Here is a 24,996-nt window from a genome sequence, read left to right as displayed (position 1 = left end):
AATAGAAACGTTATATTATAACAGTAACGTTATCTGCCAAGGACCGTCACATCCCCATGCTGTGCTCACCTTTACGCCTACCCCCCCTCGCCGCCACGCTCTGGCTGGTTTCAACCAGCAGCCATGCCGTTGAACTCGAACCCCAGGTCATCACCGCCAACCCACTGGGCAACCCACAGATGGCAGCCCCTAGCACCATCCTTGAAGGTGACGAACTGCTGCAACAGCAGCACGGCAGCCTCGGTGAAACGCTCAACAAACAACCTGGGGTCGCCTCCACCTGGTTCGGCCCTGGTGCCAGCCGCCCAGTCATTCGCGGCCTCGATGGTGACCGCATCCGCATCCTGCGTAATGGCGTAGGCGCCCTGGATGCCTCGTCGCTGTCCTACGACCACGCCGTACCGCTGGATCCGGTGAACGTCGACCGCATCGAAATCGTCCGCGGCCCCGCTGCCTTGCTGTACGGCGGCAATGCCATCGGCGGCGTGGTCAACACCTTCGACAACCGCATCCCCGCTACCCCCATCGAAGGCATTCATGGCGCGGGTGAACTGCGCTACGGCGGCGCCGATACCACTCGCAGCAGCGCCGGCAAGCTCGAGGCCGGCGACGGGACCTTCGCCTTGCATCTGGATGCCAGCAGCCGACAGTTCAACGACTTGCGCATACCCGGTTATGCACGTAGCTCCAAAGTCCGTGACAGCGACGACCCCGGCAGCCGCCACCGCCTGGAAAACAGCGATGGGCGCCAGGACGGCGGCGCCCTCGGAGGCGCCTACCATTGGGACCACGGTTACACCGGCATGTCCTACAGCCGTTACGACAGCAATTACGGTTCGGTGGCCGAGTCCGGCGTGCGCCTGGACATGAAACAGGATCACTACGGTTTCGAAACCGAAGTCCGTGATCTGGAAGGCCCCTTCAGCTCGATCAAGGTCGATGCCGGCTACACCGACTACGAACACAGCGAGATTGAAGGAGGCGAGGTGCACACCACCTTCAAGAACAAAGGCTACGAAGCGCGGGTCGAGGCCCGCCACCAGCCTATCGGCCCGGTCGAAGGCGTGATCGGCGCGCAAGTCAACCGCAATGAATTCTCCGCACTGGGCGAGGAAGCCTTCGTCCCACATACCGATACTGACAGCCTGGCACTGTTCCTGCTCGAACAATGGCAGGCCAGCGAGCGTCTGAACCTGAGCCTCGGCGCACGCCTCGAGCACACACGAGTCGAGCCGGATGCCAAAGGCAACGACAACTTCGCCAACGCCGACAGCGCCAGCACGTTCAATGCCTGGAGCCTATCGTCGGGTGCGGTGTACCAGCTCGACCCCTACTGGTCGCTGGCCGCGAACCTTGGCTACACCGAACGCGCTCCGACCTTCTACGAGCTGTACGCCAATGGCGCCCATGTGGCCACCGGCGCCTTCGAAGTCGGCGACGCCAATCTGAACAAGGAAAAAGCCATTTCCGCCGACCTGGCCTTGCGCTTCGACAATGGCACCCACAAAGGCAGCGTGGGGGTGTTCTACAGCCACTTCCGCAACTACATCGGCCTGATCGGCACGGGCAATCTGCGTGAAGGCCATGATCACGACCATGGCGACGATGATCATGACCATGACCACGACGAAGGCTTGCCCGAGTACCAGTACCAAGGGGTACGAGCGCGGTTCTACGGCATCGAAGCCCAGGATCGTTGGCAACTGGCCGAGAACCGCTACGGCAATTTGGCCCTGGAATTGTCCGGCGACTACACCCGAGCCAAGAACCTCGACAGTGGCGAACCCCTGCCCCGCATCGCACCACTGCGACTGAACAGCGGCCTGGTGTGGGAACTGGACCGCTGGCAAGCAAGGGTGGATGTACAACATGCGGCAGCGCAACATCGCAAGCCAGCCAATGAAACCCGCACCGATGGCTACACCACCTTGGGCGCGAGCGTCGGCTACCGGTTCGATATCGGGCAGAGTCAGTGGCTGGCATTCGTCCGGGGCGAGAACCTGACGGACCAGACGGTGCGCTACGCCAGTTCGATCCTGCGCGATATCGCACCGGCCCCTGGGCGCAGCGTGGAAGTCGGATTACGCACTTCGTTCTGAGGTCGCGGGGGCGCTTTGCGCCCCTATCGCCGGTAAGCCCGCTCCGGCAGGGCCGGACTGTTGCAAACTCGACAACAATCAACTGCGACAATTTGTCTTTTTTTCTTACAACTTCCTCTATATCCTCCACACCGCAAGCTGAATCGCTTCATCTGCCGAACCCTGTCTCCATCCTCATCGAAGGGCCCGCCCTTTGGTGCGCTTGCCGTTTTTTCAATAATCAAAAGATAGCGCTATCTCATGCTCCAACTGCCCAAAAACTGTTACATCGGCCTTGCCCTCACTGCACTCGCGAGCAACGCCTGCGCCAACGACATGTTCGCCAGCGACTCTCCCTGGATGCTCGGTGACTGGGGGGGCACCCGCAGCGAACTGCTGGAAAAAGGCTACGACTTCACCCTCGGCTACACCGGCGAGATGGGCAGCAACCTGCACGGTGGTTACGACCACGACCGCACCGCACGCTACAGCGACCAGTTCACCTTCGCCAGCCATATGAACCTGGAAAAAATCCTCGGCTGGCAAGACACCGAGTTGCAACTGACCCTCACCGAACGCCACGGCGACAACATCAGCAACGACCGTATCAACGACCCACGGGTCGGCGGCTTCACTTCTGCCCAGGAAGTCTGGGGTCGAGGCGAAACCTGGCGGCTGACCCAACTGTGGATCAAGCAGAAATACTTCGACGGTGCTCTGGATGTGAAATTCGGCCGCTTCGGCGAAGGCGAAGACTTCAACAGCTTCCCGTGCGACTTCCAGAACCTGGCGTTCTGCGGCTCGCAGGTGGGCAACTGGGTGGGCGGCATCTGGTACAACTGGCCAGTCAGCCAGTGGGCGCTGCGTGTGCGCTACAACCTCAACAGCGAGCTGTACGCGCAGGTCGGGGTGTTCGAGCAGAACCCTTCCAACCTCGAATCCGGCAACGGCTTCAAGCTCAGCGGAAGCGGCACCCAAGGTGCGGTGATGCCGGTGGAACTGGTGTGGACCCCAAGACTCAATGGCTTTAAAGGGGAATATCGCGCCGGGTACTACTACAGTAATGCCAAGGCTCAGGACGTTCTCAAGGACAGCAACGGCCAGCCGGCAGCCCTGAGCGGCGCCGCCTACCGCAGCCGTTCGAGCAAGCATGGCTTCTGGCTTGGCGCTCAACAGCAGGTGACATCGCTGGCGTCCGACCAGTCACGTGGCCTGAGCCTGTTCGCCAACGCCACCATGCACGACAAGAAGACCAATGCCATCGACAACTATGTTCAGGCAGGACTGGTTTACAAGGGCCCATTCGACGCCCGCGCCAAGGACGACATCGGTTTCGCCCTCGCCCGCGTGCACGTCAATCCCGGCTACCGCAAGAACGCCCGCCTGGCCAACCAGGCCGCCGGCCTCGATGACTATGACAACCCGAATTTCCTGCCTGTACAGGACACCGAGTACAGCGCCGAACTCTACTACGGCATCCACCTGGCCGATTGGCTCACGGTGCGCCCGAACCTGCAGTACATCCGCCATCCGGGCGGGGTGTCGCAGGTCGAGGACGCCCTGATTGGCGGCCTGAAGATCCAAAGCAGTTTCTGATCGACGCATTTGCATCACTTTTTGACCTAACGGAGAACCTACGATGAGCACTGACGGTGCCAAGAACGGAACCCGCTGGCTGCCGCGCCTTCTGGGCGTGCTGCTATTGCTGATGGGCCTGGCCCTGCTGGCAGGCGGCATCAAGCTGAGCCAGCTGGGGGGATCGCTCTATTACCTGATCGCCGGTATCGGCTTCGCCTTGTCCGGCATCCTGCTGCTGGCCAAACGGCGCATCGCCCTGGGGCTATACGGCCTGGTGCTGCTCGGCAGCACGGTGTGGGCCCTGCTGGAAGTCGGCCTGGACTGGTGGCAACTGGTACCACGCCTGGCCATCTGGTTCGCCATTGGCGTGCTTCTGCTGCTGCCGTGGGCCCGCCGCCCCTTGACCGGCCCAGCTTCGAAAGCCAATACCGCCCTGCTCAGCGTCGCGGTCGTGGCCTCTGGTGCCTGCGCCCTGGCCAGCCAGTTTACCCACCCTGGCGAAGTGTTCGGCGAATTGGGCCGCGAGAGCAGCGAAATGGCCAGCGCCGCACCGGACATGCCTGACGGTGAATGGCAGGCCTATGGCCGCACCGAGCATGGCGACCGCTACTCGCCCCTGCGCCAGATCACCCCGCAGAACGTCTATCGCCTGGAGGAGGCCTGGCGTATCCGTACCGGCGACCTGCCGACGGAAAATGACCCTGTTGAGCTGACCAACCAGAACACGCCGCTGAAGGTCAATGGCATGCTCTATGCCTGCACCGCTCACAGCAAGGTCCTGGCCTTGGACCCGGACACTGGCGCGGAAATCTGGCGTTTCGACCCTCAGGTGAAAAGCCCGGTAGGCACCTTCAAGGGCTTTGCCCACATGACCTGCCGTGGCGTTTCGTACTATGACGAAAACCGCTACGTCAGCCGCGACGGCAGCCCTGCGCCGAAAATCTCGGATGCCGGCCAGGCTGTTGCCCAGGCGTGCCCACGCCGCCTCTACCTGCCGACCGCCGACGCGCGTCTGATCGCCATCAACGCCGACAACGGCAAAGTCTGCGAAGGCTTCGCCAACCAGGGCGTGATCGACCTGACCACCGGCATCGGTCCGTTCACCGCTGGCGGCTACTACTCCACGTCGCCTGCAGCCATCACCCGTGACCTGGTGATCATCGGCGGCCACGTGACCGACAACGAGTCGACCAACGAGCCTTCCGGTGTGATTCGCGCCTACGACGTGCACGACGGCCACCTGGTGTGGAACTGGGACAGCAACAACCCGGACGACACCAAGCCATTGGCTCCTGGCAAGACCTACAGCCGCAACTCGGCCAACATGTGGTCGATCGCCAGCGTCGATGAAGACCTGGGCATGATCTACCTGCCGCTGGGCAACCAGACGCCTGACCAATGGGGCGCCAACCGTACCCCAGGCGCCGAGAAGTACAGCGCCGGTATCGTCGCCCTGGACCTGGCCACCGGCAAGGCTCGCTGGAACTACCAGTTCACCCACCACGACCTGTGGGACATGGACGTGGGCAGCCAGCCGACCCTGGTTCACCTTAAAACCAAGGAAGGCGTGAAGCCTGCGGTTATCGTGCCGACCAAGCAGGGCAGCCTGTACGTCCTGGACCGCCGCGACGGCACCCCGATCGTGCCGATCCGCGAGATCCCGGTGCCGCAAGGCGCAGTCAAGGGCGACCACACGGCACCGACCCAGGCGCGTTCGGACCTCAACCTCCTCGGCCCCGAGCTGACCGAACAGGCCATGTGGGGCGCCACCCCGTTCGACCAGATGCTGTGCCGTATCCAGTTCCGTGAGCTGCGCTACGAGGGCCAGTACACCCCACCGTCCGAGCAGGGTTCGCTGGTCTATCCGGGTAACGTCGGTGTGTTCAACTGGGGCAGCGTTTCCGTCGACCCGGTGCGCCAGCTGCTGTTCACTTCGCCGAACTACATGGCCTTCGTCTCGAAGATGGTGCCACGCGAGCAAGTTGCCGCTGGTAGCAAGCGCGAAAGCGAGACCAGCGGCGTGCAGCCGAACACCGGCGCTCCGTATGCCGTGATCATGCACCCGTTCATGTCGCCACTGGGCGTTCCGTGCCAGGCGCCTGCCTGGGGTTATGTAGCCGCCATCGACCTGTTCACCAACAAGGTCGTGTGGAAGCACAAGAACGGCACCACCCGTGACAGCACGCCAATTCCGATCGGCCTGCCGGTAGGTGTGCCGAGCATGGGCGGGTCGATCGTCACCGCTGGCGGCGTCGGCTTCCTCAGCGGCACGCTGGACCAGTACCTGCGCGCCTACGACACCCACAACGGCAAGGAACTGTGGAAGTCCCGCCTGCCAGCAGGTGGCCAGGCCACCCCCATGACCTACACCGGCAAGGACGGCAAGCAGTATGTGCTGGTCACGGCTGGCGGCCATGGCTCGCTGGGCACCAAGATGGGCGATTACATCATCGCTTACAAACTCTCGGAGTAAGCACCACCGCTCCCCCAGGTCCACGCCTGTGGGAGCGGCCTTGTGTCGCGAAAGGGCTGCCCAGCAACCCCGAGGTCACGCTACCGGCCGGGGAACTGGGGCTGCTAAACGAGCCTTGCGCGACACAAGGGCGCTCCTACACCATTGAAACCCATTCCCCCCCGCCCCATCTAAGCACCATAGTCATTTACGCAGGTGCCCCATGAGCGACCAGCAGGATTTCCCGGAACAACCCGACGAACACAGCGAAGTCGAACACCTTCAGTCCCAGGCCAACACTGGCCACGCCCTCGCCTTGCCCGGCCAGCAGTTACCGGACAAGGTCTATGTGATCCCGATTCACAACCGCCCGTTCTTCCCGGCCCAAGTCCTGCCGGTCATCGTCAATGAAGAGCCTTGGGCAGAAACGCTCGACCTGGTGGCCAAGACACCGCACCACTCCCTGGCACTGTTCTTCATGGACACGCCACCCGAAGACCATCGCCACTTCGATACCTCCGCCCTGCCGCAGTACGGCACGCTGGTCAAGGTGCACCACGCCAGCCGCGAGAACGGCAAGCTGCAGTTCGTCGCCCAGGGCCTGACCCGGGTGCGCATTCGCACCTGGCTCAAGCACCACCGCCCACCGTATCTGGTCGAGGTCGATTATCCGCGCCAACCGACCGAGCCTACCGATGAGGTGAAGGCCTACGGCATGGCCCTGATCAATGCGATCAAGGAACTGCTACCGCTCAATCCGCTGTACAGCGAGGAGCTGAAGAACTACCTCAACCGCTTCAGCCCCAACGACCCGTCGCCGCTGACCGATTTCGCCGCAGCGCTCACCTCCGCCACCGGCAATCAGCTGCAAGAAGTGCTGGACTGCGTGCCCATGCTCAAACGCATGGAAAAAGTCCTGCCCATGCTGCGCAAGGAAGTCGAGGTCGCACGCCTGCAAAACGAGATCTCCGCCGAGGTCAACCGGCAGATCGGCGAGCACCAGCGTGAGTTCTTCCTCAAGGAGCAACTCAAGGTCATCCAGCAGGAGCTGGGCCTGACCAAGGACGATCGCAGCGCCGACCTGGAGCAGTTCGAACAGCGCCTGGAAGGCAAGACCCTGCCGGAGCAGGCGAAAAAACGCATCGACGAAGAAATGGGCAAGCTGGCGATTCTGGAGACCGGCTCGCCCGAGTACGCCGTCACCCGCAATTACCTGGAATGGGCCACCGCCCTGCCCTGGGGCCTGTACGGCAAGGACAAGCTCGACCTCAAGCACGCCCGCAAGGTCTTGGACCAGCACCATGCCGGCCTCGATGACATCAAGGAACGCATCCTCGAATTCCTCGCCGTCGGTGCCTGGAAAGGCGAGATCAGCGGCTCCATCGTGCTGCTGGTAGGCCCGCCTGGCGTGGGCAAGACCAGCATCGGCAAGTCCATCGCCGAATCCTTGGGGCGGCCGTTCTACCGCTTCAGCGTCGGCGGCATGCGCGATGAGGCCGAGATCAAGGGTCACCGCCGCACCTACATCGGCGCCCAGCCAGGCAAACTGGTGCAGGCGTTGAAAGAGGTCGAGGTGATGAACCCGGTGATCATGCTCGACGAAATCGACAAGATGGGTCAAAGCTACCAGGGTGACCCGGCCTCGGCACTGCTTGAGACCCTCGACCCGGAGCAGAATGTCGACTTCCTCGATCACTACCTGGACCTGCGCCTGGACTTGTCCAAGGTGCTGTTCGTGTGCACCGCCAACACGCTGGACTCGATCCCCGGCCCGCTGCTCGACCGGATGGAAGTGATCCGCCTGTCTGGCTACATCACCGAGGAAAAACTGGCCATCGCCAAGCGCCACTTGTGGCCCAAGCAACTGGAAAAAGCCGGCGTCGCCAAGGCCAGCCTGAGCATCAGCGACAGCGCCCTGCGCACCGTGATCGAAGGCTACGCCCGTGAGGCCGGTGTACGGCAGTTGGAGAAGCAACTGGGCAAGTTGGTGCGCAAGTCGGTGGTCAAGTTGCTGGATGACCCTGACGCCAAGCTGAAGATCGGCAACAAAGACCTTGAGCCTGCCCTGGGCATGCCGGTGTTTCGCAGCGAACAGGTTTTGGCCGGCAAGGGCGTGATAACCGGGCTTGCCTGGACCAGCATGGGCGGTGCGACCTTGCCGATCGAGGCCACCCGCATCCACACCCTGAACCGCGGCTTCAAGCTGACCGGCAAGCTGGGCGATGTGATGAAAGAGTCCGCCGAAATTGCCTACAGCTACGTCAGCTCGAACCTCAAGCAGTTTGGTGGTGATCCAGCGTTCTTCAACGAAGCGTTCATCCACCTGCACGTGCCGGAAGGGGCCACGCCCAAGGACGGTCCAAGTGCGGGTATCACCATGGCCAGCGCCTTGTTGTCGCTGGCTCGCGACCAGGCACCGAAGAAAGGCGTGGCCATGACTGGCGAGTTGACCCTCACTGGCCAGGTCCTGCCTATCGGCGGGGTGCGCGAGAAGGTGATCGCGGCGCGGCGGCAGAAGATCTTCGAGCTGATTCTGCCGGAGCCCAACCGTGGAGACTTCGAGGAGCTGCCGGACTACCTGCGTGAAGGGCTGACCGTGCATTTCGCCAAACGCTTCGCCGATGTCGCCAAAGTGTTGTTCTGACCGATAGTGCGCCCTTCGCGGGTCAAGCCCGCGAAGAGGCCGGCACAGGTGGCACAAAACCGCGCGATCATCGGTTATCCTCAGGCCAACGCCAGCCTCCGGAGCCACCATGACCGTCCCTCGTCTACTCGTTCCCCTGAGCCTTGCCCTGCTCACCGCCTGCGCCCAGCAGCCCAGACAAACCGTCGAACTGGACGCTGAAAGCGAATGCCCCAAGCGCCTTCAGGTCGGTCAATCCCTCACCCTCACCCTGCCCAGCAACCCCACCACCGGCTACCGCTGGCTGGTGCAGAACCCAGCGTCGGACATCCTGCGCAGCCTCGGCCCCGAGGTTTACAGCGACCCTGAGGACGCTGGCATCGTCGGCAGTTCCGGCCTGTCGACCTGGCGCTTCCAGGCCAAGTCAGCTGGCGAAGGCCACCTGGTCCTGGTCTACCAACAACCCTGGGCTCCCGAAGTAAGGCCTGTCCAGACCTTCGATTGCGCCATTCGGGTAAAGTGATCGCACAGCGCTGGTCAGCCAACCATGCATCCTCGCCGCGGTTTGGCTAGAATGCCGGCCCTGTCTATCGCCAGCGCCTGGATCCACCGTGAGCAAAGAACCCGACCGCCTATTCGCCCAGCCTCTGGAGCAGGTGCCCGACTTCGTCTTCAACGAAGACGTGGTGCGGGTATTCCCGGACATGATCAAGCGTTCGGTGCCCGGCTACCCGACCATCGTCGAGAACCTCGGCGTGCTGGCCGCGCGCTTCGCCCAGCCCAATACCGCGCTGTACGATCTGGGCGCATCGCTGGGCGCTGTGACCCAGTCCCTGCGCCGTCACGTGCGCAGCGATGGCTGCCGAGTCATCGCCGTGGACAACTCGGCGGCCATGGTCGAGCGCTGCCGCCAATACCTTACCGCTCAGGACTCGATGTTCCAGGAACTGCTGCCGGTACAGGTGCTGGAAGCCGATATCCTGGCCCTGCCCTTCGAGCCGGCCTCGGTGGTGGCGATGAATTTCACCCTGCAGTTCATCGCCCCTGACCAACGCTTGGTGTTGCTCGGCCGTATCCGCCAGGCCCTGCTGCCGGGCGGCGCGCTGATCCTGTCGGAGAAACTGCGGTTCGCCGATGACGAGGAGCAAACCCTGCTCAATGAGCTGCACCTGGACTTCAAACGTGCCAATGGCTACAGCGAACTGGAGATCGCCCAGAAACGCAGTGCCATCGAAAACGTGATGAAGCCCGATACCCTCCAGGCCCACCAGGAACGTCTGCACGCCGCTGGTTTCTCCAAGGTCGTGCCTTGGTTCCAATGCCTCAACTTCGCCTCACTGATAGCCCTGCCATGATCGATCTTTCCCCTCTGGTCCGCCGCTTGGCGGGTACGCCCCTCGCTACCTGGTCCCAGGGCCTGCAAGCACAGCTGGATGCCAAGCTGGAAAAAGGCCACGGCGACCTCGACCGCTGGCGCGGCGCCCTCGATGCCTTGCCCGTCCTGCAGCCTAGCGAAATCGACCTGGTCGACGGCCTGCGTCTGGACTGCGCCTGCGACGACGCGACCCGCGCCCAGGTGCGCCAGGCGCTGATGGGCTTGTCGCCCTGGCGCAAGGGGCCGTTCAACCTGTTCGGCGTTCATGTGGATACCGAATGGCGCTCGGACTGGAAATGGTCGCGTGTCAGCCCGCACCTGGACCTCAAGGGCAAGCGCGTGCTCGACGTGGGTTGTGGCAATGGTTACTACCAGTGGCGCATGCTCGGCGCTGGCGCCGACATGGTGATCGGCGTCGACCCCAACTGGCTGTTCTTCTGCCAATTCCAGGCGGTGCAGCGATTCCTTCCAGCACTGCCGGCCTGGCACCTACCCTTCGCCCTCGAAGACCTGCCAGCCAACCTGGAAGGCTTCGATACGGTGTTCTCCATGGGCGTGTTCTACCACCGCCGCTCGCCGATCGAGCACTTGCTGGCTCTCAAGGATTGCCTGGTCAAAGGGGGCGAGCTGGTGCTGGAAACGTTGGTCGTGGAAGGCGATGAACAACAGGTGCTGGTGCCTGAGGACCGCTACGCGCAAATGCGCAATGTCTGGTTCCTGCCCTCGGTGCCTGCGCTCGCGCGCTGGCTGCGCCGGGCGGGCTTCAGTGACGTACGCTGTGTCGATGTCAGCGTGACCACCATCGAAGAGCAGCGCAGCACCGAGTGGATGCGTTATCAGTCGCTGAGCGATTTTCTCGATCCCCACGACCACAGCCTGACCATCGAAGGCCTGCCAGCCCCGCGTCGGGCAACCTTGGTGGCCCGCAAGTAAAACGCAACCCCCGTGGTCGTCGCGGTTTTTTTGGCCTACGCGAAGATATTCCTCATCTGCCCCGCATGCCTGCCGATTCCGCTCCACTGTGCCAGGAACTGGCGGAAGTGCAGGATGAACACCACCAGTTCCTGACGGGTGTTCATCCTGCCGAGCCGGACCACGGAACTTTCCAGGTAGGCCTCGATGGTCTGCCAGGTCGTGTGCAGATGCCCCGACGCCAGCACCACGTCCCATAAGTCGATCTCCAATTCGCCCATGCATGCATTGAGCTCATTGACGCGACCGCTCACCCGCTGGATCTCCGCCAGCCGTTGGCTGAGCTGACGGTGCCGCAGCTCCAGCTCATGCAGCTGGGCGCGGGCCTTTCTGGCCTTTGCACCATAGATCGAGTTGCTGATAATGGCTCCGAACGGTCCACCTAGCCAGCCCAATGTCGACTGCTTGGAGAAGGATCTGTAATCATGACGGACGTCTAGAATCTCACCGTCCAAGCGACTCAACTCCCACTCGAGGTCTTCAGCGTCCGGCGCCAGCGAGAATCGTTTGGCCGCACGGCACTTTTCGAACACCGCTGGCCTGAGTGTGAAGCGCGCCTGGTCGCGAAAATTCTCGAGTCCCAGGCGAACCCCATCGACTTGTTGATCAAAATCGTCGATTTGCCCGTGCAGCCACATCAACTGGTCAGCCATTGACCGGAGCAATTGCAGGTCCCGAGGGCCAAGGTCCATTTCCGGCGCTGAAAGCAACGTGGCCCAGGATGCGCGATCGATGCCCATTGCCCGTGTGCGTGCAGCAAGGTCCAGCACCTGGGCACCGAGCGCTTCGACCTGCCTGGCATGCTCTGCAAGGGCGGTGGTGACAGCCAGGCACTGCGTGTCGAGGATCGACCATGTACGGGCATGCAACGCCAAGTGTTTGAACAGGCCCAACATCCGTTCGGGAGCCAATTCTGGCTCGGTGATTCTGTCGTACCCCAGCCACGCGATGGTCTGCGCCAGCGTGGACGGCAATACGCGCATGCGTTCGCTGTAGTTTCTGATCGTCGACCGCGATTCGGCCGTAAGGATCAAACCCGCAGAACCCTGCCCATCTCGATTATCCATGGCCTGGATCAGTTCACCCGGCAGGACGATCGCTTTCATCTGCTGCTCTTCGAAAGGCAACGTACGTGGATTCATGAGTCTTCAATTGACGTCGATAGCAAAGAAATCGCGCTCCGCAGAGCGCGACATGATGGGCGCCCTCAAAGCGCGCGACGGTGTTGCTCCAACAGCTGGCGCTGGTAGGTCAGCAATTGCTTGAAGAGCCCATTGAGTACTCGCAATTGCTCGCCGTCACCGATCGGAGCGCGCTCCAAATGGGTGTGGAAATTGCCCAGAGCCTGCCTGACGACCGTCATGCCAGATGCCCAATCCGTGCGTTGCTCCTGCAGCATCGGCAGCATTTCCAGTGCAGCAAGCCTCTGCGTCACCGTTGCCTGGCGCTGTACGAGTTCTCTGACCTGAACGGCTAGCTTGCGCACGCGCTCACCGATGTTGCGGCGCTCCTGCTGCAGTTGGGTGTAGCGCATACCTTCGACGACATCGCCCAGCAGGGTTTGAAGCTGTTCGACGGCTTTGGAGACAGCCTCGACGGTGACGACCGTTTCACCACCCGGAACGGCCAGTTTGCCGAGATCGTCGAGTGAAGGGACCACACCACCGAATCGCGTCTGCAGTCCATTGGCTTCCAAGGTGGCAATGGCCTTCTCGACCGTCTCCTTGTTCTGCTGCTCCCGATCATGCTCTTCCACCAACTGGGCGTGGGTCCTGACCAGGTTTTGCTGCTGCTTGTTCAATCGCTCCTGATCGGCTGTACCGACCAGCAAAGGCAACGTAGCGAGCGCCTGGATCTCTCTGCCCAAATGGGATATTTGATCAGCCAGTCGCGATTTCACCGTATCCCGCTCTTCTGCGGCTATGGCGAGAACGTCACTGTCGTGACCACTACCGAGGCTGGCGAGCATATCGCTCAACGCTTCGTTATCCAGCTCGGCAGTCAGCCTTTGGGCCTTACGCACCGTTTGATCGATGCAATGGGTGAACAGCCTCATGTGTCGCTCCAGGTTTTCCTGGAGCGGTGTCGAAAACTTCAATTGACCCTTCTGCCACACCTCGGTGTAGCTTCGTGTTGCCGCGAGCACTTTGCCGAGCTCGGGCGCATCGGCAGTCATGGGCAGGACGTGGACGTTGTCGTTCATGGTCGTTTCACCTTATTGGGCCGAGGCTGCATCGTCGAAGATTTGGGTTAATTGCAGGGATTTTTCCTGGATATGTTTCCATTGCGCGAGGAACTGGCGGAAATACAAAGAAAACCTGATCAACTGCTTGTTGTCGGAAATGCTTTCGAGCTTTTCGATCGACGCATCGATATAGGAACCTACGGTGTCCCACGCCGTTTGCAGGTGGGAAGCAGCGGTGACCACGTCTTGCAGTCGGGTGTCGAGTTCGCCGACAAACGTCGCCAACTCTTCCATGCGGCCCTCAAGATTCACCCGCAGACGCAACTGATCGCTGACTTTACGGCGCTCCTCCTGCTGCTTCTTGCGCTCTTTGCGCACTTTCTCCGCTTTGCTGCCGTATATTCCCCCGGTGATTGCCGCTCCGATGGGGCCAACGGCCAGGCCACCCAACGCCAGCTTCACGTATTGATCGTACTCAGTGCTGAGTGCAGTGATGTCCTGGTCGAGCACCTTCAGCTGCTCGCGCAGGTTCTCTACCTGGTTGTCACCCTGCTTTCGCTCGACTGCATGGCCTTTTTGCTTAACCGCGGGAATCAGCTCGAAACGCGCGATGTCCCGGAAGCTCTCGGTTTCGAGCCTTACGCTTTCCACCTGCTGCGCATACCACTGCACATCCTCCTTGAGAATGCCCATGTAAACGACGAGTAGCGAAACTGACTGCCTGCCTGGGCCGTCCAGTTTCACCGGAGTGCTTAGCAGGAGCTTCTCCCAGTGCTTGACCTCGCCCACCGCACGCCGGGATTCTTCGAGGATGCCTTCACCGGCCGCGTTGATCGAAGCAGCGGTGGAAGAAAGCCCGGCTGCCAGTTTCTTGCTCCTGTCCGACAGCGGCGCCCATGTACGGGCATGAGTGCGCAGGCTCTCGAACAGCTCGTCCATGGACTCGGGCGTAAGTTCGGGCTCTTCGATTTGCTTGTAGCCCAACCAACGCTCCAGGTTGTCGCGGCTGGAGGGCAACGCGAAGACAAAATTGGCATAGCGATTGAGCGTGAGGATGTGTTCGCGACTGAGCGTCAGGCCGCCTTGGCCCTCACCATCGAGCGAGGCCAAGCCGTTCACTACAGCTTGCGGGTATTTAGCAGCTTTCTGTTGAAGCAGCTCATAGTCAGCCCATTGTTCATTCATGATTTCGCCCCTGTATACGAGCCCTACATTGGCTCGGTCAGGGCAAAGTACGGCAATCGTCATGCACCACAGCAGCGGGCAGGCTTTCCTGATCCGACAGGGGCTGGTGGCTAACGAGGGGGACGGTGATCATGCCGCTGCATGAAGGAAGGCAGCGGTGGGCCGCTGGCCCGAAGGGCCGGACCCGTTTCAATCGCGGGGTGCCATCGCCGGTCAACCTGTCTCTAGAGGTTCGGACTACCGGCGATGAGAAGGAAGAATCAGCGCGAAGCCGCCACGATCAGCGCCTTCATCTCTGCTACAGCGGCCTTGAAGCCGACGAACAATGCATGCGCGACCAAGGCGTGGCCGATATTGAGTTCGTTGATGCCTTTGATTGCCGCCACCGCCTCGACGTTGTGGTAATGCAAGCCATGGCCAGCGTTGACGATCAGCCCTTGGCCAACGCCGAAGGCGACGCCATCGACGATGCGCTTGAGCTCGTCTGCCACTTCGGTCGGTGTTTCGGCATCGGCATAACGACCGGTGTGCAACTCGATGGCCGGTGCACCAACGCGACGCGAGGCTTCGATCTGCCGCTCGTCGGCATCGATGAACAGCGACACTTCGGCACCGGTGCGCGACAGGCGCTCGACTGCTGCCTTGATCCGCGCCTCTTGGCCGGCCACATCCAGGCCACCTTCGGTGGTCAGCTCCTGACGGGTTTCCGGTACCAGGCAGATATGCGCCGGGCGAATCTTCTCGGCGAAGGCCATCATCTCTTCCGTGACGCCCATCTCGAAGTTCATGCGGGTCTGCAGCACATCCTTGAGCAGCACGACATCACGCTCCTGGATATGCCGGCGGTCTTCGCGCAGATGAACGGTGATGCCGTCGGCGCCCGCCTCTTCGGCGTCCAGCGCGGCCTTGACCGGGTCGGGATAGCGCGTGCCCCGGGCCTGGCGCAGGGTCGCCACATGGTCGATATTGACGCCGAGAAGCATGCGGTTGCTGTGAGTCACGAAAGGCTCTCCTGAAGATGTAGCCCCACAGCATACGACGTGCTCAGCGCTTGCGAAACAGTTCCCGGCTAACCAATGGCTTTGACCCCAGGTGCACCGCCAGCGCTTGGCGCATCAGGCGCTTGGCCGCCAGCAGCGCACCCGGTGCGTCCCAGTCGGCTTGAGCCAGGGCCAGCAGCTCGTTGCCGTTGAACAACCCAGGCTGCACCAGATAAACCCGTTCCAGGCCAGCCTCGACCTGGAGGCGGTAGAAACCTTGCGCAACGATGGGTTGGTCGTTGACATCGTGGTCCAGTGCGAAGGCATAACCGAGGTCTTCGAGCAGCCGCCATTCGAACGAACGCAGCAAGGGCTCGAGCGGACGCCCGGCCGCCAGTGCCTGCAAGGTCAAGGCGTAATGCTCGAACAACTCGGGCTGAGGGGCTTCGGCAGGCAAAAGGCGCATCAGTAGCTCGTTCAGATACAGGCCACTGAACAGCGCATCGCCATGCAACCAGGCGGCAATCCCGACTGTATCAAGGCGCCCAACGTTCTTCAGCTCGCCGCGTCCGCGCAATTCCACTTCCAACGGCACGAATGGGCGCACCAGGCTGCCACCCTTGCCGCGTGCACGGCGCAGCACGGCACGTACACGCCCTTGCGGCGTGAAGAAGTCGACCAGTGCGCTGGTTTCCTTGTAAGCGCGGCTGTGCAGCACGTAGGCCGGCTGGGCGGCAGGTTGTTCCATCAGAACTCTCTAAAGGCCAGATGTGCCTGTGGGAACGGGTTCGCCCGCGAACGCTGCAGTGGATTCACTGACGCTTTCGCGGGTGAACCCGCTCCCACAGAGAGGTGCTGGCCGCCTGAAGGGATTACAGGTCGCCGTAACCCAACGAGCGCAGAGCACGCTCGTCGTCCGACCATCCGCCCTTGACCTTGACCCAGAGGTTGAGCATCACCTTGGCATCGAACAGCACTTCCATGTCCTTGCGGGCATCGGAACCGATGCGTTTGATGCGCTCGCCCTTGTCACCAATGATGATCTTCTTCTGCCCATCACGCTCGACCAGGATCAGCGCGTGAATGTGCAGCACATGCCCTTGCTGCTTGAACTCTTCGATCTCGACGGTGATCTGGTACGGAAGCTCCGCGCCCAGCTGGCGCATGATCTTCTCGCGGACCAGTTCGGCGGCCAGGAAGCGGCTGCTGCGGTCGGTGATCTGGTCTTCCGGGAAGAAGTGTTCGTTTTCTGGAAGATGCTTGGCGATCAGTGCTTCCAGCGACTCCAGGTTGTGCCCCTGCTGAGCGGAGATGGGCACGATCTCGGCATTCGGCAGCTGCTGCTGCAGCCATTGCAGGTGCGGAATCAGTTCGGCCTTCTCGTCCATCCGGTCGGTTTTGTTGACCGCCAGGATGACCGGGCCGGTGACGTACTGCACGCGCTCGAGCACCAGCTGGTCCTCGTCGGTCCAACGGGTACGGTCAACCACGAAAATGACCACATCGACGTCTTTCAGGGCTGCCGACGCGTTGCGGTTCATGTAGCGGTTCAAGGCCTTGTCGTTGGCCTTGTGCATGCCAGGCGTGTCGACGTAGATCGCCTGTACGTCACCCTCGGTCTTGATACCGAGCATGTTGTGGCGGGTGGTCTGCGGCTTGCGCGAGGTGATCGCCAGCTTCTGGCCGAGGATGTGGTTGAGCAGGGTCGACTTGCCCACGTTTGGGCGGCCAACGATGGCGACATAGCCGCAACGGGTCGGGTTGTTATCAGTCATTGCCATTCTCCACGCCCAGGGCGATCAATGCAGAGGCGGCGGCGACCTGTTCGGCGATACGCCGACTCACGCCCTGGCCGCGGCTCTTGTTATTCAGCAGCACCACTTCGCATTCGACGAAGAACGTGCGGCAGTGCGGTTCGCCCTGGATGTCCACCACTTCGTAACGCGGCAGCTCGCAGGCACGCGACTGCAGGAATTCCTGCAGGCGGGTCTTGGGGTCCTTGTTGGTATCGACCAGGGTCAAGCCATCGAACTCGTCGGTGAGCCAGTCGAGAATGCGCTCACGGGCGGTCTGCATGTCCGCATCCAGGTAGATCGCGCCAATCAGCGCTTCCAGGGCATCGGCCAGGATCGACTCACGGCGGAAACCGCCACTTTTGAGCTCACCCGACCCCAGGCGCAGGTATTCACCCAGGTCGAAGCCTCGGGCCAGGCGGGCCAGGGTCTCACCCTTGACCAGGCGGGCTCGCAGGCGCGACAGCTGGCCTTCGCGGGCCTGGGGGAAGCGCTCGAACAGCGCCTCGCCCACCACGAAGTTGAGAATGGCGTCGCCGAGGAACTCCAGGCGCTCGTTGTTGCGCCCGGCATAGCTGCGATGGGTCAGGGCCAGCAGCATCTGCTCCTGGTTCTTGAAGGTGTATCCGAGCTTTCGCTCCAGACGGGTAAGGGAAGCACTCATGCAGCCACCCGCTCGTTGTTAAACGCGTTGTTCAAATCAACATCCTGAAAGACTGTTTGGCTGTGGTCCGTCGCCATGAACGGCGAATCTCTCCATCCCTGAGAACACAGCCTATGTCAGAAATGCATTCGGCGCTGTCTGCTGGACAGCGCCGATGGGTATCAATGGATCAAGCCGACCCGCGAAAGGTTGGGCAAGTGGCTCAGCTTGGGCTCCGGCCAGCTCATCCAGACCGCGAAGGCCTTGCCGACGATGTTCCGGTCCGGAACCATGCCGTGCAGTTCCCTCGGAATGTTCGGATCGTCCCAGTAACGGCTGTCATTAGAATTGTCGCGGTTGTCGCCCATCATGAAGTAATGGCCAGCCGGTACGGTCCATTGCTGGTCCGGCGGCATGCGATAACGGCTCATCTCCTTGCGGATCAGGTGTTCGGCCTCGCCCAGCTTCTCCTTGTACAGTTGCGCACTGCCCAAGGTGCCTGGCTCGGTGCCGACCAACTGTTCGGCAACCAGCTGGCCGTTGACGAACAGCCGCTTGTCGTTGGTGTAGCGGATCTGGTCGCCCGGCAGGCCAACCACTCGCTTGATGTAGTTGACGTTCGGGTCGCTTGGATAGCGGAACACCATGACATCACCACGCTGCGGGTCACCTACCTCGATCACTTTCTTGTCGATCACCGGCAGGCGGATGCCGTAGGAGAACTTGTTCACCAGGATGAAATCACCCACTTCCAGCGTGGGTTTCATCGACCCCGAAGGAATCTGGAACGGCTCGACCAGGAACGAGCGCAGCACCAGCACGATGAACAGCACCGGGAAGAACGACTTGCCGTACTCGACCAGCAACGGCTCCTTGTTCAGTCGTTCGACCACGGCCATTTCAGGCTGGCTGACACTGCCCTGGTAGTTGGCGACCGCTGCCCGCCGGCGCGGGGCCAGGAACAGCAGGTCGATCAAGCCCAAGAGGCCGCAGACGACAACGGCAATCACTAGCAACAGCGGGAAATTTAGCGACATAGGACCTAGCTATCCAACCTGAGCACGGCGAGGAAGGCTTCCTGTGGAATCTCCACGTTACCGACCTGTTTCATGCGTTTCTTACCAGCCTTCTGCTTCTCCAGCAGCTTTTTCTTACGGCTGACGTCACCACCGTAGCACTTGGCCAGTACGTTCTTTCTGAGTGCCTTGACGGTAGTACGCGCGATGATCTGGCCACCAATGGCTGCCTGGATCGCCACGTCGAACATCTGCCGAGGAATCAGCTCCTTCATTTTCTCGGTCAACGCACGGCCTTTGTAGGCCGCGTTGTCACGGTGCACGATCAGTGCCAGGGCATCGACCTTGTCACCGTTGATCAGCACGTCCAGTTTGACCAGGTTGGCCGACTGGTAGCGGTCGAAATGATAGTCCAGCGACGCGTAGCCACGGCTGGTCGACTTCAGGCGGTCGAAGAAGTCCAGCACCACTTCGTTCATCGGCAAGTCGTAACGCACCTGGACTTGACTGCCGAGGAACTGCATGTCGCGCTGGACACCGCGTTTTTCGATGCACAGGGTAATGACGTTACCCAGGTGCTCTTGCGGAACCAGGATGGTCGCGGTGACGATCGGCTCGCGGAAATCAGCCACGGCCGAGACGTCTGGCAGCTTCGACGGGTTGTCGACGGTGATGGTCTCACCGGTCTTGAGTTCGAGCTCGTAGATTACGCTTGGCGCCGTGGTGATCAGGTCCAGGTCGTATTCACGCTCCAGGCGCTCCTGGATGATCTCCATGTGCAGCATGCCGAGGAAGCCGCAACGGAAGCCGAAGCCCAGTGCGTCGGAGCTTTCTGGCATGTACTGCAGCGAAGAGTCGTTGAGCGTGAGCTTTTGCAGCGCGTCGCGGAAGTCTTCGAAGTCATCGGAACTGACCGGGAACAGACCGGCGTAAACTTGTGGCTGGATCTTCTTGAAGCCTGGCAGCACTTCGACCTCGGGGGTCGTGGACAGGGTCAGGGTGTCACCGACCGGTGCCCCGTGAATGTCCTTGATGCTGGCGATGATGAAGCCCACTTCACCGGCCTTGAGATCAGCGGTCTGGGTGTGTTTTGGGGTGAATACGCCCACGCTGTCGACCAAGTGCACCTTGCCGGTGGACTTGACCAGGATCTTGTCGCCTTTCTTGACACGGCCATGGCGCACACGCACCAGGGAAACCACGCCCAGGTAGTTGTCGAACCAGGAGTCGATGATCAGCGCCTGCAGCGGCGCGTCGATATCGCCCTCCGGCGCGGGAATGGTCTGGACCAGGCGTTCGAGCACCTCGTCGACGCCCATGCCGCTCTTGGCACTGCAAGCCACGGCGTCGGTGGCGTCGATGCCGATGATCTTCTCGATCTCGTCCTTGACGCGGTCAGGGTCGGCCTGGGGCAGGTCCATCTTGTTCAGCACCGGCATGACCTCGAGGCCCTGCTCGATGGCGGTGTAGCAGTTGGCCACGGACTGGGCCTCGACGCCCTGGCCGGCATCCACCACCAGCAGCGCACCTTCGCACGCGGCCAGCGAACGGGAGACTTCATAGGTGAAGTCGACGTGACCGGGGGTGTCGATGAAATTGAGCTGGTAGACCTTACCGTCCTGCGCCTTGTAGTTGAGCGTGACGCTGTGGGCCTTGATGGTGATCCCGCGTTCGCGCTCGAGGTCCATCGAATCGAGGACCTGGGCTTCCATTTCGCGTGCCGACAGGCCACCGCACATCTGGATGAAACGGTCTGCCAGCGTCGACTTGCCATGGTCGATGTGGGCGATGATGGAGAAATTGCGGATATGACTCAAATCACTCACGGGTCAACACTCGAAAAGGCTGCGAGCCGGACGCCCGCCGAAAAATAGCCGGGAATTGTACCTCAAGCCGCAGGGATATGGGAGATTCCTGATCGGCTGACATTGTTGCGCAAAAATGCAAATAGCCTGGGTGGCCTACCCCGGCCCTGTCGCCGGCCGACACAGACGAGGATGAAATCTCATGAAAAAGGGCAGCCTGAGCTGCCCTTTCCACGTCGAACCCGGCTTATTCAGCCAGCTTGAAGGTAATGAAGCTCGCACGCCCCTGACGCAGCACGCGCATGGAGACCGAACGATTCTTCGGCAGGTCCTTGGCAATTTCAGTGAATTGCTTGGCCGAGCTGATCGCCTGGTTGTTCAGGTGGCTGATGACGTCACCTGGACGCAGACCGATCAAGGCAGCCGGGCCATCCTGGATTTCCTTGATGACCACGCCGCCCTTGAGCTCCAGGGTTTTCTTCTGCTCGTCGGTCAGGTCCGCCACGGAGACACCCAGGCGGTTGCTGCTGCGCTCTGCGCCGCCCTGGGCACTGGCTTCGATATCGGCATCGTCATCGGGCATCGCGCCGATGGTGATGTCCAGGTTCTGGCGCTTGCCATTGCGAATGATCTCCAGCTTGGCCTTCTCGCCGTCTTTCAGGCCACCCACCAGGTGCGGCAGATCGGCCGACATGACGATCGGCTGACCGTTCATGCTCAGGATCACATCGCCCACCTGCAGGCCACCCTTGGCTGCAGGACCGCCTTCCAGTACCTGGGCCACCAGGGCGCCGGCGGGCTTGTCGAGGCCGAAGGATTCAGCCAGGTCCTTGTTGACCTCCTGGATCACCACACCCAGCCAGCCGCGGCTGACCTTGCCGTCTTTCTTCAGCTGGTTGGAAACATCCAGCGCGACGTCGATCGGGATGGCGAAGGACAAGCCCATGAAGCCGCCGGATCGGGTAAAGATCTGCGAGTTGATACCCACGACTTCACCTTTCATGTTGAACAGCGGGCCACCCGAGTTGCCCGGGTTGATGGCCACGTCGGTCTGGATGAACGGCACGTAGGTGTCGTTAGGCAGGGTACGCCCCTTGGCGCTGACGATACCTTTGGTCACCGAGTGATCGAAGCCGAACGGCGAGCCGATGGCCAGGACCCACTCACCGACTTTCAGTTTTTCCGAATCGCCCAGCTTCACGGTCGGCAGGTTCTTGCCTTCGACCTTCAGCAGCGCCACGTCGGTACGCGGGTCGGTGCCGATCAACTTGGCCTGCAGCTCGCTGCGGTCCGACAGGCGGACGATGATCTCGTCCGCATCGGCGACCACGTGGTTGTTGGTGAGCACGTAGCCATCGCTGGAGATGATGAAGCCCGAGCCCAGCGACATGGCCTCTCGCTGGCGGTCGCCCCGGGGCGCGCGCGGTTGTTGCGGCATGTTGCGCTCGAAGAACTCGCGGAACATCGGCGGCAGGCCTTCGAGATCGGGCATCTGCCCGGCAGCCACGCGGCGGTCCGGCAGTTTCTGCTTGGTACTGATGTTGACCACGGCCGGCGAGGCCTGCTCGACCAGGGTCGTGAAGTCCGGCAGGGCTTCCTCGGCCTGGGCGGTGAGCACCTGACCGAGCATGAGCACGGCGGCGAACATCGTTAGGTAGGATTTCAAGCGTGGTATTGACATACGGCTCCCGTCACAACGAGCGTAAGTTAGTTAGACCATCTGCAGAAGCAGCAAAGGCCAGGCTCCAAGAAGCCTGACCTATAGAAAATTTACCGATGGATTGCAAATGACAATGCTTTAATTTCATTTCAGCCGCGGACTCCCGGAGCCTGCGCACGGCCCGTCGTCACTGGCACGCCTAGCTGTCCTGGGGGCGCATCGACAGTGCGATACGCTCGGCGGTACCCAGCGGAATTTCGCCAACCACCGTGACCATGACCTTGCCTTTGGGCGTATTCAGACGGCGTGATACCGCCACGGTAGGCCCGAGCTGGGCACGGGTGTCAGGGCCGGCATCGTCGGTCACCGGTTCGAGGAATACGGAGAAACGCGCCAAGCCGTCGTCATACATCAGGCTGCTGACCGCACTGTTGCGCTCAGGGTCGCGACGGACCGAGCTGTTGATCAATTCGAAGCCCGCCGGCAGCCAGTCCGAACGCCACCCGGCAACGGCTTCGCCATCGGTACTGGCGACCCGCTCGACCGGCTTGCAGGCAGCACTGGGACGCAGGTCGTCGTCGCTCGGCAGGTGGGTTTCAAGACGTGTCATCTGGAAACGCTCGAGCAGTTGCCCCTTGTCGTTGATCATCAACGAACGAAGCGGAAGGCCGGTCTGGCGATCAAGATGAAGCTCGAAGGCGTAACGATGCTGGTCGCGTGGCGTGAGAGTCACGATCACGGCATCGCGCCCGGCGACCCGCGACGTGCCCGCCAAGCCCAGGTTGTACCAGCTCATCAGCTTCAAAGGATCAAGCACACGCGGTGTTGAGTCGGGCGGCGTACCGACGCCACTGACCAGGGAACCACTGACGCACTGCACCTTGCCATCCACGCGCACGACTTCCTGGGCGGCGCCATCGAGCTGCAGCAGCCGCTCGCTGACCTTGCCGTCCTGGACCCGATGCCAGATGTCGTGGGAAGAAAAGCTGCCGTTACGTTCGTAGACGAAGGAGCCCTGGTAACTCTGTTTCTGCTCGGCCTGGGCCAGCTTGCTCAACCACTCGCTCGCCTGAGGCGAAGAGTTGGCCGCCAATGCTGGCACCGTCACGCAGCTGCCTATCAGCAGCGACAGGAGAGGTAGCGCGCGCATGATCCTCCTTACTTAGCGGTTTTCCAGGCTGGCGGCCCGTGCGTAGGGCAAAGCGGTCTCAGTGCCCTTGAGCGCAGATTCCTGGGCATGCTGGCGCAGGTAACCTGGCAGACGCTGATCCCAGCCGGCCTGGTTCTGCAGCACACCGTTGGCCATCGGCCCGGTCGGTTGCTCACTGCTTTCACTATAGCCTGCCAAAACGGCCGGACCCTGGCTTTGTGGCATGGCCAGCCCCTGCTGCGCAGGTTGTTGGGCCGCAAGCTCGGCACCGGTGATCTCGTCCTGGTTGTACAGGCGCACCCCAGCCAGCACCGCCAAGGTCACCGAAGCGGCAACCGCCAGGCGACCGATGCTGCGCCAAGGGCCTTGCTTGACCTTGGCCGGCACGGCCTCGTCAGCCAGTGCGGCGGACACCGCCGAGGCGATATCAAGCTTGGGCAGCAGCAGTTCTTTGTGCATGGCTGCGCGAGCGACCTGGTAACGCGACCAGGTGGCACGGGTTTCAGCATCGTCAACGGCATTCAATACCCGACGCAGTTCCAGTTCGTCCGCTTCGTTGTCCATTACCGCGGACAGCGATTCCTGCAAAGCTTCACGACTCATGGCGGTTCCTCTCTTGGCTGTCGCCGCTGTCTCAGGTTTCCTGCAACAACGGCTGCAGGGCTTTGTCTATGGCCTCCCGAGCGCGGAAGATCCGAGAGCGCACGGTACCCACCGGACACTGCATGACGCTGGCAATGTCCTCGTAACTCAACCCGTCGAACTCGCGCAGGGTCAGTGCCGTACGCAGGTCTTCGGGCAGTTGCTGGATGGTGCGATGGACAGTGCCTTCGATTTCATCCCGCAACAACGAGCGCTCTGGGGACTCGAGATCCTTGAGGCCATGATCGCCGTCGTAAAACTCCGCATCCTCGGAGCTCACATCACTGTCTGGCGGCCGTCTTCCACGGGACACCAGGTAGTTCTTCGCCGTGTTGATGGCGATGCGGTACAGCCAGGTATAAAACGCACTGTCACCGCGAAAATTACCAAGCGCTCGGTAAGCCTTGATAAAGGCCTCCTGCGCCACATCCTGGGCTTCGTGGGTGTCATGGACAAACCGCACGATCAACCCGAGAATCTTGTGCTGATACTTCAGCACCAACAGATCGAACGCTCGCCTGTCTCCACGCTGCACGCGCTCGACAAGCTGCTGATCCTCTTCCTGGGTTAGCATGAACACTCCTCAGTGAACTCGAAGGAGCGTTGCAACAACCTTCGTTCAGGCTTGCAACCATAGACTCGGGCTTTACGCAAAAGTTCTCCCCTCCAAGCAAGTTTCCTGCGGCCCTTGGTCGGCTCGCACGAAAGACGCAGCGCGGTCACGGCCGGCTGCGACGATAATCGGGTTTCGAATACGCAGAGGTCAGCCCGGATAGAGCCACCGCCCTGCGTCGCCGCGACATATTATGGCGTGCGGGCAGCCTTCATAGGATTTCCTGCCGTGTCGGAAAGTTCCCAC

General features: G+C 61.5%; 20 protein-coding genes. 7 read left to right on the top strand and 13 right to left on the bottom strand.

The window, feature by feature from the left end:
- Positions 1-56: 56 nt before the first annotated feature.
- From VXM67_RS07375 to cmoB, 7 genes are all read left to right on the top strand, one after another.
- Positions 57-2,099, top strand: a complete 2,043-nt coding sequence (locus tag VXM67_RS07375) for a TonB-dependent receptor (protein WP_367237576.1) — start codon at positions 57-59, stop codon at positions 2,097-2,099.
- A gap of 240 nt (positions 2,100-2,339) precedes the next feature.
- On the top strand, positions 2,340-3,674 hold the full coding sequence (locus VXM67_RS07370) for a carbohydrate porin (RefSeq protein ID WP_027908118.1): 1,335 nt from the start codon (positions 2,340-2,342) through the stop codon (positions 3,672-3,674).
- 43 nt (positions 3,675-3,717) lie between these two features.
- A complete protein-coding gene (locus tag VXM67_RS07365) occupies positions 3,718-6,129 on the top strand; it encodes a glucose/quinate/shikimate family membrane-bound PQQ-dependent dehydrogenase (protein ID WP_023378988.1) in 2,412 nt (803 codons plus the stop codon).
- Between the two features lie 202 nt (positions 6,130-6,331).
- Positions 6,332-8,752, top strand: coding sequence for an endopeptidase La (lon, locus tag VXM67_RS07360; protein ID WP_027908117.1), 2,421 nt, complete (start codon positions 6,332-6,334; stop codon positions 8,750-8,752).
- 109 nt (positions 8,753-8,861) lie between these two features.
- Entirely contained in the window at positions 8,862-9,254 is a 393-nt protein-coding gene (locus VXM67_RS07355) for a protease inhibitor I42 family protein (protein ID WP_023378986.1), read from the top strand.
- A gap of 88 nt (positions 9,255-9,342) precedes the next feature.
- The gene (gene cmoA / locus VXM67_RS07350) at positions 9,343-10,086 is read left to right on the top strand and encodes a carboxy-S-adenosyl-L-methionine synthase CmoA (protein WP_023378985.1); all 744 of its coding nucleotides are present in this window, start codon (positions 9,343-9,345) and stop codon (positions 10,084-10,086) included.
- On the top strand, positions 10,083-11,039 hold the full coding sequence (gene cmoB, locus VXM67_RS07345) for a tRNA 5-methoxyuridine(34)/uridine 5-oxyacetic acid(34) synthase CmoB (RefSeq protein ID WP_023378984.1): 957 nt from the start codon (positions 10,083-10,085) through the stop codon (positions 11,037-11,039). Before cmoA ends, cmoB begins: the two co-directional genes overlap by 4 nt.
- A 35-nt stretch (positions 11,040-11,074) precedes the next feature.
- On the opposite strand, the gene VXM67_RS07340 is transcribed toward cmoB, so the two are convergent.
- The 13 genes from VXM67_RS07340 to rpoE form a co-directional block, all read right to left on the bottom strand.
- Complete coding sequence (locus VXM67_RS07340) at positions 11,075-12,184, bottom strand: alpha-xenorhabdolysin family binary toxin subunit A (protein WP_049818847.1); 1,110 nt, start codon at positions 12,182-12,184, stop codon at positions 11,075-11,077.
- Between the two features lie 101 nt (positions 12,185-12,285).
- On the bottom strand, positions 12,286-13,281 hold the full coding sequence (locus VXM67_RS07335) for an alpha-xenorhabdolysin family binary toxin subunit B (RefSeq protein ID WP_023378982.1): 996 nt from the start codon (positions 13,279-13,281) through the stop codon (positions 12,286-12,288).
- A 12-nt stretch (positions 13,282-13,293) separates the two neighbouring features.
- A complete protein-coding gene (locus VXM67_RS07330; protein ID WP_023378981.1) occupies positions 13,294-14,448 on the bottom strand; it encodes an alpha-xenorhabdolysin family binary toxin subunit A in 1,155 nt (384 codons plus the stop codon).
- Between the two features lie 260 nt (positions 14,449-14,708).
- A complete protein-coding gene (gene pdxJ, locus VXM67_RS07325; RefSeq protein WP_023378980.1) occupies positions 14,709-15,449 on the bottom strand; it encodes a pyridoxine 5'-phosphate synthase in 741 nt (246 codons plus the stop codon).
- A gap of 43 nt (positions 15,450-15,492) precedes the next feature.
- Positions 15,493-16,176, bottom strand: coding sequence for a DNA repair protein RecO (gene recO, locus VXM67_RS07320; RefSeq protein ID WP_023378978.1), 684 nt, complete (start codon positions 16,174-16,176; stop codon positions 15,493-15,495).
- Between the two features lie 124 nt (positions 16,177-16,300).
- Positions 16,301-17,203 (bottom strand): GTPase Era, encoded by a 903-nt coding sequence (era, locus tag VXM67_RS07315; RefSeq protein ID WP_023378976.1) that lies wholly within the window; start codon positions 17,201-17,203, stop codon positions 16,301-16,303.
- Positions 17,196-17,885 carry a ribonuclease III gene (gene rnc, locus VXM67_RS07310; protein ID WP_023378974.1) on the bottom strand — a complete coding sequence of 230 codons (690 nt, stop codon included), beginning with the start codon at positions 17,883-17,885 and terminating at the stop codon, positions 17,196-17,198. The genes era and rnc overlap by 8 nt, the downstream gene beginning before the upstream one ends.
- Positions 17,886-18,046: 161 nt before the next feature.
- Positions 18,047-18,901 carry a signal peptidase I gene (gene lepB, locus VXM67_RS07305; RefSeq protein WP_023378972.1) on the bottom strand — a complete coding sequence of 285 codons (855 nt, stop codon included), beginning with the start codon at positions 18,899-18,901 and terminating at the stop codon, positions 18,047-18,049.
- A 5-nt stretch (positions 18,902-18,906) separates the two neighbouring features.
- Positions 18,907-20,706, bottom strand: coding sequence for a translation elongation factor 4 (gene lepA / locus VXM67_RS07300; protein WP_027908115.1), 1,800 nt, complete (start codon positions 20,704-20,706; stop codon positions 18,907-18,909).
- Positions 20,707-20,932: 226 nt separating this feature from the next.
- Entirely contained in the window at positions 20,933-22,366 is a 1,434-nt protein-coding gene (locus VXM67_RS07295) for a DegQ family serine endoprotease (protein ID WP_023378969.1), read from the bottom strand.
- A 178-nt stretch (positions 22,367-22,544) separates the two neighbouring features.
- Positions 22,545-23,495: a MucB/RseB C-terminal domain-containing protein gene (locus VXM67_RS07290; protein ID WP_023378967.1), complete on the bottom strand. Its 951-nt coding sequence runs from the start codon at positions 23,493-23,495 to the stop codon at positions 22,545-22,547.
- 12 nt (positions 23,496-23,507) lie between these two features.
- Positions 23,508-24,098 carry an RseA family anti-sigma factor gene (locus VXM67_RS07285; protein WP_023378965.1) on the bottom strand — a complete coding sequence of 197 codons (591 nt, stop codon included), beginning with the start codon at positions 24,096-24,098 and terminating at the stop codon, positions 23,508-23,510.
- A gap of 31 nt (positions 24,099-24,129) precedes the next feature.
- A complete protein-coding gene (gene rpoE / locus VXM67_RS07280; protein WP_003252049.1) occupies positions 24,130-24,711 on the bottom strand; it encodes an RNA polymerase sigma factor RpoE in 582 nt (193 codons plus the stop codon).
- Between the last annotated feature and the right edge of the window lie 285 nt (positions 24,712-24,996).

Source organism: Pseudomonas sp. Rh2 (assembly GCF_040762985.1).
GTDB lineage: Bacteria > Pseudomonadota > Gammaproteobacteria > Pseudomonadales > Pseudomonadaceae > Aquipseudomonas > Aquipseudomonas taiwanensis.
This window is presented reverse-complemented; position numbering and strand designations above follow the sequence as displayed.